The following is an 11,189-nucleotide window of genomic DNA, read 5'->3' on the forward strand; positions in this document are numbered from 1 at the left end:
GACCGCCGGGTGGGGGCTCGCGCGCGGATGGTGCGTACCGGCTTCCCGCCGGGTGCGCACCGTCCTGTCACCGAATCATCAGGATCCGCTCAGGTACCAGGGCTAACGTCGGCGCCGTGGGAGCCGACATGGCCGAGGTGACGTCGGGAACCGGGATCGTGATCCCGCAGTGGTCGTTGCTGGACGGGTGGCTGCCGCTGACCGTGCAGGGCCTCGCCGCGCTCGCCGTGCTGCTGGTGGTCGTCCGGCGCGGGCGCGACTGGTGGACGGCGTGGCTGCCGCTGGCCGTGCTCGCCGGGATCGCGACCGCGTTCGCCGTGCACGCCGTCGCCGGGGCGGAGGGGATGCTGACCGACCCCGCCCCGGCGGCGCTGTGGGTGTGGACGGCGGTGACGGCGACCGCGGCGGTCGCCGTCGTCGCCGGGTGGCGGGCGCGCTGGTGGCGCCGGCTCACCGCACTGGCCGCGGTCCCGCTGGCCCTGATGTCGACGGTGCTGGTGCTCAACCAGTGGGTCGGGTACCTGCCGACGGTCGCGGACGCGGTCGCCGACGCCGCCGCGGCCCCGCTGCCCGACGAGTCCGGCCCGGATGTCTCCTCCACCGCGTCCGGGCCGGTCCCGGCACACGGCCGGCTGGTGCCGGTGACGATCCCGTCGACGGCCAGCGGGTTCGACCACCGCCAGGAGCTCGTCTACCTGCCACCGGCCTGGTTCACCGGCCGTGACCGCACCGCGCTGCCGGTGGTGCTGATGATCGGTGGCGAGTTCTCCCAGCCGTCGGACTGGCCGCGCACCGGCGACGCCGTCGACACCGCCGACCGGTTCGCCGCCGCGCACCACGGCCTCGCCCCGGTGCTGGTGTTCGCCGACGCATCGGGCTCGTTCTCCACCGACACCGAGTGCGTCAACGGCACCAAGGGTGCCGCCGCGGACCACCTCACGAAGGACGTGCGTCCCTTCGTCGCCGACCACTTCGGACTGTCGACGGCGGCGGCGCACTGGGGTGTCGCCGGGTTCTCCACCGGCGGGACCTGCGCGATCGACCTCACCGTCATGCACCCGGAGCTGTTCTCGGCCTTCGACGACATCGAGGGCGACCTCGCACCCAACACCGGCACCGTCTCGCAGACGGTGAGCAGGCTCTTCGGCGGTGACGCCGCGGCGTACGCGGCGTTCGACCCGGCCGCGGTGATGGCCCGGCACGGCACCTACACCGGCACGGCGGGCCGGTTCGACGAGAGCAACGGGCACACCGCCTCCGGCGCGACGGTCCCCGCGGCACAGCGGGCGGCGGCGTTCACCCTGGCCACGCACGCGCGCCGGGCCGGCATCCCGGTGGCCGTCGAGCAGCGGACGGGCGGGCACAACTGGCAGTTCGCGGCGAACGCGTTCGGCTCGGCGCTGCCCTGGCTGGTGGAACGGCTCGCCGGGCCGGTGGCCGAACCGCGTCCGGGGCCCACCACGAACCACGGAACGTGACACCTCGCCTGCTGCCCGCCACCGTCGTCGCGTCGGGGGTGGCCGCGGTGGCCCTGCTCGCCGGGTGCGCCGCGGAACCCGACCCCGGGCCCGCGGCGGCCGCCACCGCACCGGCCGCACCCGGACGTGCCGGGGTACCCGCCCGGTTCGCCGAGCCGCTGCCCCCGCCCGCGGAGCCGGGTGTCGCGCCGCCGGTGACCGGCACCCCGCCGGGCCGCGTCGTCGGCGTCGGGGCCTCCCCGGAGGGAATCGTCGCGGACGGGCCGAGCCGGCGGGTCGTGGTCGGCGTACGGGACCCGGCGCGGCTCGTGCTGCTCGACGCCGACTCCACCGCCCGGGTCACCGACGTGCCGGTACCCGGCCCGCTGCGCCACCTGCAGCTGGCCGCGCCAGGCGGCCCGGTGCTCGTGCCCGACGAGGGCGCAGGCGGCCTGCTGCGCGTCGACCTGCCGTCGGGAACGGTGTCGTCGCAGGTCGGGACCGGCGCGATGGCGCACGACGCGACGGCCACGGCCGCCGGAACCGTGTTCGTCGCCAACGAGGGCGGCGGCAGCGTGTCGGTCGTACGCGGCGACCAGGTCGTCCGGCAGCTCACCGACGTCACCCAGCCCGCGGGCCTCGCGCCGGTCGGCGACCGGGTCGGGCTGATCGACGTCCGGGAGAACTCCCTGACCGTCTACGACGCGGCTACCGGCGACCCGATCCGCGAGCTCCCCGCCGGCGACGGCCCCACGCACCTGGTCGCCGACAGGCACGGCCGCATGATCGCCACGGACACCCGCGGCAACCGGATCATCGTGTTCGACCCGTCCGGCGACCCCCGCGAGCTCGCCCGGGTCGACCTGCCGGGGCAGCCCTACGGCATCGCCTACGACGCCGAGCGCGACCGGCTCTGGGTCGCCGCGAGCGGCGGGAACGTGCTGGTCGGCTACGACATGACCGACCCGACGCCGCGGGAGGTCACCCGCATCCCGACCGTGCAGCAGCCGAACACCGTCGCCGCCGACCCGCGGACCGGGCGGGTCTTCGTCACCGGGACCAGCGGGGGCGTGGTGCAGGTGGTCGAGCCGCCGGCCTGAGGCAGGGGTCGGGCGCTGGGCTCACTCGCGACGCTGGGCTCACCCGCAACGCTGCGCTCACCCGCAACGCTGCGCTCACCCGCAACGCTGCGCTCACCCGCAACGCTGGGCTCACTCGCAACGCAGTCACTCGCGCCCACTCGCACGCAACACAGTCACTCGCGCCGCAGCACGAACACGAACGGCGCCGCGAGGTCGCGCAGGTCCATCGCACCGAGCACGGTGCGCTCGTCGACCCGGCGGAACACATCGTTGATCGGCAGGTCGTCGTAGACCATGGTCGCGCTGACCACGCCCCGGTACCCGGTCATCCGCAGCCGGGCCTTCGGCGCCGTCGTCGCCAGGCGGGGAGCGACCGACCGGGTCAGCGACAGCAGCGCCGCGCTGCGCAGCGCGGCCGGGTACCGCAGCAGCGCGGGCAGCGGCACGAACGCCGGGTTCAGCGAGTAACGGCCGCCACGCGGATGGTCCATGACCAGCGGGTGGACCGCGTCGGGACTCTCGAACCGCTTGCCGTGCCAGCCGATCCGGCCCAGCAGTCCGTCGAGCGGGTTGCCGGTGGGGATCTCGCCGCCCGCCCACTCCCCCAGCATCTCCTCGACGCCGACGGTGGGCAGCGCGTCGAACAGCGCGAGCGCCTCGCCGAGCGTCGCCCCGTGCTCGAGGTAGTCCAGGGTTGCAGCGGGTGCCGTCACGATTCCTCCGGTACGGACGAGGGGGCTTCCGGGAGAACCGTAGCCCGCGCGGGCGGCGCCGGACCGCACACCGGGAGCCGCACGCCCGGAGCCGCGCCGCGTCCACAACCGGCGTCGAGTACCGGCGTCGAGTACCGGCCTGCACCACCGGCCATCGCCGCGGCCGCCGCCGACCGCGTCGTTCCGCGGTCCCCTAGGGTCGGGGCATGGGCGGCATCTCCAAGATCGGCGACCTGACCGGCCCCGGGTTCACCGACGCGTTCGGGATCGGCGGCACCGACCTGGGCATCGTCACGACCGCGCCGGACGGGCGGCTGGTCGCGGTCTTCGGGGACACCTTCGACCGGGCCGGCGTCGGCGGGCCCGGCTGGCGGTCGCCGGTGGTGCTGTTCGCCGACCCCGCCGACGTCGGGTCCGGGCTGCGCTGGACCGGCTCCGGCGGCGACACCGAGGACTACGCGTGCCGGCTCGTCAGCAAGCCGCGCACGAAGATCTTCAAGCCGCACCACCGCGTCACGACGATCCTGCCCGCCGACGTCATCACCCTCGGCGACACGATGTACCTCTACGTCATGGCCAACAAGGGTCTCGGGAACGTGCGCTACACCGAGATCCTCGCCTCGCACGACAACGGCGTGTCCTGGGAGCGCACCGGTGCCTGGTGGCCCGGCACCCACTACGACGGGCTGTTCCAGCAGCTCACCTGGTGCGCCGAGGACGACGGGTACGTCTACGCCTACACCACCGGCTTCCAGCGCCGCGACGGTCTGCTGCTGCACCGGGTGCCGGCCGAGCGGATCACCGACCCGGACGCGTGGGCGCCGTGGGGCTTCGCCGGGGAGCGCTGGGGCTGGGGCAACCCGCCGACGCTGACGATCCCCGGCGCGTTCGGCGAGCTGAACCTGCGGAAGGTCCCCGGTCCCGGCGGGCGCGAGTACCGGCTGCTGACGTTCTTCGATGCCGGCAACTACCGCATCGACACCATGCTGCTCGACGCGCCGAACGCCGACCTGCACCACGCCCCGCGGATGACGCTGCTGCAGGGCTGCGCGTGGCACGACGAGGACCACGACGGCGGCCGGGTCGCGCAGCTCTACGGCGGCTACGTCGTGCCCGGGTCGACCCTGGACGACCTGCACCTGGTCGTCAGCCAGTGGAACACCGCGACCAACTGGCCCTACCGGTCGATGCAGTTCCGCGCGGACGCGACGCCGCTGCTCGGCTGAGCGCCTGTGCCGGTGGCCGTGCCTGTGCCTGTGCCTGTGCCGGTGGCCGTACCTGTGCCGATGACCACGCCGAGCGCCCGGTAGTTAACACGGACGATCTTGTACGGCCGATGCCGCGCTCATAGGTTCCTCGCCGCAGAGGGGTCGGATGGCCCCCGGAAGTGCGAGGAGACCACCATGAGCCGCGGCATCCACCCGTCGTCGGAGGTACCTGAGCCGGAGAGCTCGCCGGGCGAGGTCGCTCCCGACCGGATGAGCAGGCGCGGCGTCCTGCGGGGCGCCGCCACGGCCGGAGCCGGACTCGGCCTGGGTTCGCTGATCGCCCCCGCTCCGGCCGTGGCGGCGCCCGCACTGCCCGCCCCGGATCCGGCCGCCGCGTCGTCGGCCGGCGCGGCGCCCACGCCGACCGCGGACGGCATCCCGCCGGAGCTGCTGGCCCGGATCCGGGCGGGTGAGCGGTTCCGCCTGCGCGAGCTCGGGATCGCGATCGGCGACATCCCCACCGGGAAGTTCAACGCCATCACCGACGTCCCCGGGATCAAGGTCGGCTACAAGACCCTGATCCACGACGAGCCCGGCATCGCACGCACCGGTGTCACCGTGATCGTCCCGCGGGACGACATCAAGGACAACAACTGCTACGCCGCGTTCTTCTCGCACAACGGCAACGGCGAGATGACCGGCACGCACTGGGTGACTGAGAACGGGCTGCTCACCAGCAACATCGGTATCACCAACACCGCCCAGGTCGGCCTCGTGCGCGACACCCTGGTGAAGCTGCAGGCCGAGGCGGACCCCACGCTGACCTGGGCGCTGCCGGTCGCCACCGAGACCTGGGACGGCAAGTTCAACGACATCAACCGGTTCTGGCTCACCGAGAACGACGTCCGGGAAGCCGTGGCCTCGGCCCGCAGCGGGGTGCCCGACGAGGGCAACGTCGGCGGCGGCACCGGGATGAGCTTCATGGGATGGAAGGGCGGCAGCGGGACGTCGTCGCGGCAGGTCCGGCACGGTGCCGACACCTACACCGTCGGCGTGTTCGTGCAGTCGAACTTCGGCAAGAAGGACGACCTGCGCGTCAACGGCGCACCGGTCGGCAAGGACCTGCCCGAGCCCGGGAAGTACGACGTCCCGAACGGGAAGACGAAGTCCTGCATCATCATCGTCGCCACCGACGCGCCGCTTCTCGCCGACCAGTGCCGGCGGCTGGCGGTGCGGGCCGCGAACGGCCTCGCCGCGGTCGGCGGGATCGCCTCCGACGGCGACGGCGACATCTACTTCGCCTTCTCCACCGGCAACTCGATCCCTGCCGAGTCCGAGGAGCCCTCGGCCAACCGGCCCACGGCCCTGTCCGGACGCGACATGGACCCGTTCTTCCGGGCCACCATCGACGCGACCCAGGAGGCCCTGATCAACTCGGGGACGAAGGCGCAGACCCTCGCGGGGCTCAACGGCCGGGTCAAGTACGCCATCCCGCTGGAACCGTTCATCCAGTCGGTCCAGTACCACCGGGTGTAGCCGCCCCGGCTGCGGCGTCACTCCTCGCCGGGCGGCAGCAGGCTCAGGTACCAGCGGCCTTCCTTCTGCATGATCGACAACGACGTCAGGACCGGTCCGGAGCGGATCTCCAGGGTGTCCGCCGGGGTCTCGTGCACGACCGGAGTCCCGGCGGCCCGCAGCCGGGAGGCGTAGTCGTCGGAGAAGCCACGGTCGGGGGAGTCCTCGAGCAGCTCGTGCAGCCGGGAGCCGTCGCCGTCGTGCAGGGCCGCGCCGGCGCGGGCGACCAGGGAGGCGCGATCGTCCGCGCCCCGCTCGCCCTGCGCGGTGATCGTGACGACCGTGCCGATGATCCAGAACGCCATGAAGGCGACGGCCAGCCAGGACAGCGCGCGACGCCGTCGGCTCGGCCGGTGCGGGATGGGGATGGCGGTCATGGCGAAGCCACTCTGACACATCTGCGACCCATCGCGGCCACGCTGCCGCACCATCCGGCCGCACCATCCGGCCGCACCGTCCGGCCGCACCCCGGCGCGCCGGGGTGCGGCGCACCCGACGTTCCCCTGTGCCCGGCACGGGCCGGGGCTGTGAGGCGGGCGCCGGGTCGCCGGGTCGGCCGGGTCGCCGGGTCCACGCCGGAGGTTTCGGGGCTGCCGGGCGGGCCCGGCCCGACAGAACGGCCTGCGCCACAACCACACTGTCCGGGGCAGCACCGTCCGGTCCAGCACCGTCCGGGGCAGCACCGTCCGGGGCAGCACCGTCCGGCGCAGCGGGGCTGCCGCCCACCGCGCCGTACGGGTGGGACGTCGAACCCCGGGACAGTCGTACGACGTAGGTCCTGGAGAACAGTGGATCGAGGCGAGCACTCGTGGGCCCGGCGACGGGCCCGCACCGAAAGGGGCGGCGTGACCCAGCACGGCACGGTACGACGCACGGCGTCCGGCGACCGCGCTACCGCGCCCCGGACCGGGCTGCTGGTCACCCTCGCCCGCTGGTGGCGCCCCGCGCTGCTCGTGCTGCTGGTGACGGCCGGTTCGGCGATGTTGCTCGTCACCGGCTGGCCCTCGGTCGACGGTATCCGTGAGGCGACGGCGGGCGCCGGTTGGGCGGCCCCGGTGCTATTCGTGCTGCTGTTCGTCGCGGTCACCCTGGTCCCCGCCCCGGCGACGGTCATGGGTATCGCCGCCGGTGTGCTGTTCGGGCTCCCCCTCGGCCTGCTGACGACGATGATCTCCGTCGCGCTCGGTTCGCTGATCGGGTTCGCGATGTCGCGCTCGCTGGGCCGCGAGGTCATCGCGGGTCTGGGGAGCGCACGCATCCGCCGGCTGGACGAGCGGATCCGCCGCGGCGGCATCTGGACGATCGCGGCGGGCCGGCTGCTGCCGCTGCTCCCCTACCCCGTCCTGAGTTACGCCTGTGGTCTCACCTCGGTCCGGACCCGCGACTACCTCCTCGGCTCGGTACTGGGGACACTGCCGAGTGCGCTCGCGTTCGCCACGATCGGCGCGTACGGCGGGGACCCGTCGTCGGCGCCGTTCCTGCTCGCCGTCGCGGGGATGGGGGCGATCGCCGTTGCGGTCGTCGTGACCAAGCGGCGCCGTGGTGGGGTCGATGCGGGGATCGCCGCCGATCCGCTGAGCTCGCCCGCCGACGTGCACGACCTGCGCCCGACCGACACGGCACACGACCCGCGCCCGACCGGCACGGCATATGGGCCGCGCTCGACCGGCGCTGTGCACGACCTGCGCCCGGCCGACACCGCCCCGGCCTCGGGACCGTCCTCGCCTGCGCCCTGATAGCACCCGCCCAGTCCCGCCGGGCTCCGGCCGGCCCATTCGGGGCGTCCCCGGCCTACCCAGCGTCCCTCGGGCCATCCGGCTCCGCTCGGCCCACTCCGCTCGGCCCACTCCGCGCCACTCGTCCCACCCCGCTCCGCTTGTCCCACCCCGTGCCGCTCGTCCCACCCCGTGCCGCTCGTCCCACCCCGCTCCGCTCGTGCCACTCAGTGCCCAGGTCCACCCGGCCCTGCTCATCCCGTGCCCCGACCGGCCCGCTCCTCTCAGCTCCGTTCCGCAGGCTCGAAGCCGCTCGGTCCCGCCCCGTACTCCCCCGCGAGCACCCCTGCCGTGAACGCCTGCAGGTCGTCGATCAGCAGGTCCGGTGCCTGCAGCGACGCGAAGTGCCCGCCCCGGTCGTGCTCGGTCCACCGCACGATCCGATGCGACCGTTCCGCGAAGGGCCGCACGGCGTGATCGCCCGGCAGGTTCAGCACCGCGGTGGGCACCCCGGACGGCGACCGGGCCTCCCCGAACGCGGCGGCCGCCTCCGCGTACAGCCGCATCGCCGACCCGGCGGTGCGGGTCAGCCAGAACGACGTCACGTCGGTCAGGTAGGCGTCCGGATCGACCGGCGTCTGCGCGGTGCCGGCCGGGTCGTAGTCGACGAACCACTCCAGGTGCCAGGCCAGCAGCCCCAGCGGGGAGTCGGTCATCGCGTAACCGAGGGTCGAGGGCCGGGTGGACTGGATGGCGGCGTAGCCGTGGCGCTGCGCCCAGATCGTGCCCAGGTCGGCGACGCGGGCGCGGTCCGCGTCGTCGAGCCCGGCGAGCGGGTCCGGGTCGGCCGGGTCCGGGTAGCTCCCGGCGAGCGCGTTGACGTGCACGCCGAGGACACGCTCCGGATGCAGCCGCCCGATCTCGGGCCCGATCAGGGAGCCGAAGTCGCCGCCCTGGACCAGGTAGCGCTCGTACCCGAGCGCTGCCATGACCTCGGCCGCGCAACGGGCGTGCCGCACGACGTCCCACCCGAGTTCCCGGGTCGGTCCGGAGAACCCGAAACCCGGTAGCGACGGGGCGACGACATGGAACGCCGGGAGGTCGACCGGCGGGACATGGCTCGCCATCTCACTCGGCGTCGGCTCGGTGAGCGGGCCCAGCATGTCGAGGAAGTCCGCCGACGTCGACGGCCAGCCGTGCAGCAGCAGGACCGGCACCGCGTCCGGACGCGACGACCGCCGGGTCAGCACGTGCACCCCGGCGTGGTCGTCGGTGTCGACGACCACCGAGTCCGCGGCGATCCGCCGCTCGGCCGCACGCCAGTCGAACCGGTGCCACCAGTGCTCGGCGAGCTCGCGCAGGTACCCCGGCGGCACACCGAGCGACCAGGTCGCGGCGTCCGGGACCTCCGGCCAGACGGCGTCGTCGAGGCGGGCGTGCAGCCCATCGATGTCAGCCTGCGGCACGGGGAACGGGAGCGCCGCCGTACCGGTCGCGTGAGCATCGGCGGGAGGAGAGTCCGGCGTAGGAGCACCGGTCGGCCGAGCGTCGGTCAGGCGGGCGTCGATCGGGCGGGAGCCGGTCGGGTGGGCCGCGGCCGGGCGGGGGCCGGTCAGGCGGGCGTCGGTCAGGCGGGGGCCGGCCCTGCGGGAACCAGTCATGCCGAGACCGTTCCATCCGACCCGGACACCTCCTGCCCTGTTCGCTGCGCCCGATCGCCTGTCGGCACCTTCAGAACGGCGGCTCCGCGGTCACCTCCCCCAGCCGCTCCGCCAGCCCCGGGTCCCGCAGCAACGCCACGATGCCCGGACCCCGCCGCCCGACGGCGTTCGTCGCCCGCACCGGACCGACCGGGCCGGGTTCGGCGGTGTAGGTGTGCCCGGACGGCGTCGTCCAGACCACCGAGTCGTCGTCGCGCAGCTCGACGCTCCACCCCGGACTGTGCTTGAGCCGGTGGTGCGAGCGGCAGAACGGGCACAGGTTCTCCTCGCAGGTCTCCCCGTGGTGCACGGGACCGTGCGGGACGACGTGGTCGAGGTCGCAGCGGTGCGCGGGCACCCGGCAGGCCGGGAACTCGCAGCGGGGATGCCGGGCCCGGACGAGGTCGGCGACCGCGGCGGGTGGCCGGTAGCCGGTGCGTCCGCGTTCGACGACGCGACCGGTCACCGGGTCGGTCAGCAGCCGGTACCAGGTGGACGTGGGGTCGAACGCGAGCGCACGGGCGTCGGACGCCGGGATCGGGCCGTGCCCCGCCAGCTCCGCGGGCTCGTCGGAGGAGCCGAGGAGACTGTCCAGCGGGACGGTCACGTTGATCCGGATGGTCACCGCGTCGCGGACGGTCGGGCTGCCCTCGGCCGGCGCGGGCACGACACCCGGCACCGCACGTGACCCGGACGAGGTGTTGGTGTTGGCGCCCGCGTCGGTCCCGCTCTCCGAGGATCCACCGCCCGACCCGGCGCTCATCAGCCCGGTCCGCCGCAGGATCAGGTCGACCAGTACGTCGGCACGGCGCTCGTCCATGGTCCGCGCGTCGGCGGTGCCGCAGCGGCGGGCGTGCTCGTCGAGCACCGCGTACACCCCGGTCGCCGCAGCGGCCGGGAGGAACAGCCGCAGCGTCGCCATGCCGTCCGGCTCGGGCTGGATGGTGGCCGAGCGCCCGCGGGCCTTCTTCTCGCGGCGCCGCGCGGGGACGTCGGCGTCGGACAGGCCGGTGAGGACCTTCTGCACCGAGGCGCCGAGCTGCCCGGTGGTCTGGCCCGGAGCGGTGGGCAGCACCTGTTCCTGCAGCTGCGCGAGCTGCTCCGGTTCGAGCTCGATCGCCCCGTCGAGGATCTTGCGGAGCTTCGGCTCGGTCAGCAGCCCCGCGCGGGCCAGCTGGGCCGTCGGGGCGAAGGCCGGGTCCTGCAGCTTCCGGGCCCGGTCGAGGCGGTCGAACATCGCCGCGGCGGTCGAGTGCAGCATCAGCTGGATCTCCGACGCCGCCGACTGCCCGGCTGCCCCGACGGTGTCGAACGGGCCGACGGGACCGTCACGGCCCGGGTCGTGCTCGGCGAGGAACGTCGCCATCTCCTGCTCGGCGTCGGCGACGAACGACGCCATCTCCCCGGCCTGCCGAGCCTGCAGCCAGGCGATCGAGCGCTCGAAGGCGCCGATGCGCTCCAGCCGCTCGAAGGAGCCCGTGCCCGGGCTCGGTGGTCTCTCCAGCACCCCGACCAGCGCGGCCGAGGGGGTGCGCTCCGACCAGCGCACCGGCCCGGCAGCAACACTGTCGGACGAGGAAGCAACAGACGCATCATCGAACATGCGGTCGATGATGCAGGTGACCCCCGACACTTTCGGGCCTCATGAGCCCACCCGACCCGACGACCACCCGAACAGAGCAGCGGGGGGGGGGCCCCCGGGGGGCCCGCGACGGCGCGGCCCGGGGTGTGCGTGCGGT

The 11,189-nt window shown here is 74.2% G+C and carries 9 protein-coding genes; 5 read left to right on the forward strand and 4 right to left on the reverse strand.

Annotated features, from left to right (window positions below; genetic code table 11):
• The first annotated feature begins 116 nt into the window (after positions 1-116).
• Together ACLE50_RS12060 and ACLE50_RS12065 are read left to right on the forward strand one after the other, a co-directional pair.
• Positions 117-1,478 carry an alpha/beta hydrolase gene (locus ACLE50_RS12060; RefSeq protein ID WP_410943557.1) on the forward strand — a complete coding sequence of 454 codons (1,362 nt, stop codon included), beginning with the start codon at positions 117-119 and terminating at the stop codon, positions 1,476-1,478.
• Positions 1,475-2,557 carry a Vgb family protein gene (locus ACLE50_RS12065; protein ID WP_410943558.1) on the forward strand — a complete coding sequence of 361 codons (1,083 nt, stop codon included), beginning with the start codon at positions 1,475-1,477 and terminating at the stop codon, positions 2,555-2,557. The genes ACLE50_RS12060 and ACLE50_RS12065 overlap by 4 nt, the downstream gene beginning before the upstream one ends.
• Positions 2,558-2,712: 155 nt before the next feature.
• On the opposite strand, the gene ACLE50_RS12070 is transcribed toward ACLE50_RS12065, so the two are convergent.
• Positions 2,713-3,252: a DUF4334 domain-containing protein gene (locus ACLE50_RS12070; RefSeq protein ID WP_410943559.1), complete on the reverse strand. Its 540-nt coding sequence runs from the start codon at positions 3,250-3,252 to the stop codon at positions 2,713-2,715.
• A 206-nt stretch (positions 3,253-3,458) separates the two neighbouring features.
• On the opposite strand from ACLE50_RS12070, the gene ACLE50_RS12075 reads away from it, so the two are divergent.
• Both ACLE50_RS12075 and ACLE50_RS12080 read left to right on the forward strand, forming a co-directional pair.
• Positions 3,459-4,478, forward strand: a complete 1,020-nt coding sequence (locus ACLE50_RS12075; RefSeq protein WP_410943560.1) for a DUF4185 domain-containing protein — start codon at positions 3,459-3,461, stop codon at positions 4,476-4,478.
• A 177-nt stretch (positions 4,479-4,655) separates the two neighbouring features.
• Positions 4,656-5,996, forward strand: a complete 1,341-nt coding sequence (locus tag ACLE50_RS12080) for a P1 family peptidase (protein WP_410943561.1) — start codon at positions 4,656-4,658, stop codon at positions 5,994-5,996.
• A 17-nt stretch (positions 5,997-6,013) separates the two neighbouring features.
• On the opposite strand, the gene ACLE50_RS12085 is transcribed toward ACLE50_RS12080, so the two are convergent.
• Positions 6,014-6,412, reverse strand: a complete 399-nt coding sequence (locus ACLE50_RS12085; protein WP_410943562.1) for a hypothetical protein — start codon at positions 6,410-6,412, stop codon at positions 6,014-6,016.
• Positions 6,413-6,880: 468 nt separating this feature from the next.
• Here ACLE50_RS12085 and ACLE50_RS12090 point away from each other — a divergent pair, with 468 nt between their 5' ends.
• On the forward strand, positions 6,881-7,771 hold the full coding sequence (locus ACLE50_RS12090; RefSeq protein WP_410943563.1) for a TVP38/TMEM64 family protein: 891 nt from the start codon (positions 6,881-6,883) through the stop codon (positions 7,769-7,771).
• Between the two features lie 263 nt (positions 7,772-8,034).
• On the opposite strand, the gene ACLE50_RS12095 is transcribed toward ACLE50_RS12090, so the two are convergent.
• Complete coding sequence (locus ACLE50_RS12095; RefSeq protein WP_410943564.1) at positions 8,035-9,216, reverse strand: epoxide hydrolase family protein; 1,182 nt, start codon at positions 9,214-9,216, stop codon at positions 8,035-8,037.
• Positions 9,217-9,481: 265 nt separating this feature from the next.
• Positions 9,482-11,053, reverse strand: coding sequence for an HNH endonuclease (locus ACLE50_RS12100; RefSeq protein ID WP_410943565.1), 1,572 nt, complete (start codon positions 11,051-11,053; stop codon positions 9,482-9,484).
• Positions 11,054-11,189: the final 136 nt, after the last annotated feature.

This window comes from Pseudonocardia phyllosphaerae (assembly GCF_046546475.1).
Taxonomy (GTDB): Bacteria; Actinomycetota; Actinomycetes; order Mycobacteriales; family Pseudonocardiaceae; genus Pseudonocardia; species Pseudonocardia phyllosphaerae.

Bases quoted from the DNA above. Each gene is read 5' to 3' on its own strand.
- ACLE50_RS12085 (WP_410943562.1), bottom strand. From the start codon at position 6,412: ATGACCGCCATCCCCATCCCGCACCGGCCGAGCCGACGGCGTCGCGCG.
- ACLE50_RS12075 (WP_410943560.1), top strand. From the start codon at position 3,459: ATGGGCGGCATCTCCAAGATCGGCGACCTGACCGGCCCCGGGTTCACC.
- ACLE50_RS12100 (WP_410943565.1), bottom strand. From the start codon at position 11,053: ATGTTCGATGATGCGTCTGTTGCTTCCTCGTCCGACAGTGTTGCTGCC.
- ACLE50_RS12080 (WP_410943561.1), top strand. From the start codon at position 4,656: ATGAGCCGCGGCATCCACCCGTCGTCGGAGGTACCTGAGCCGGAGAGC.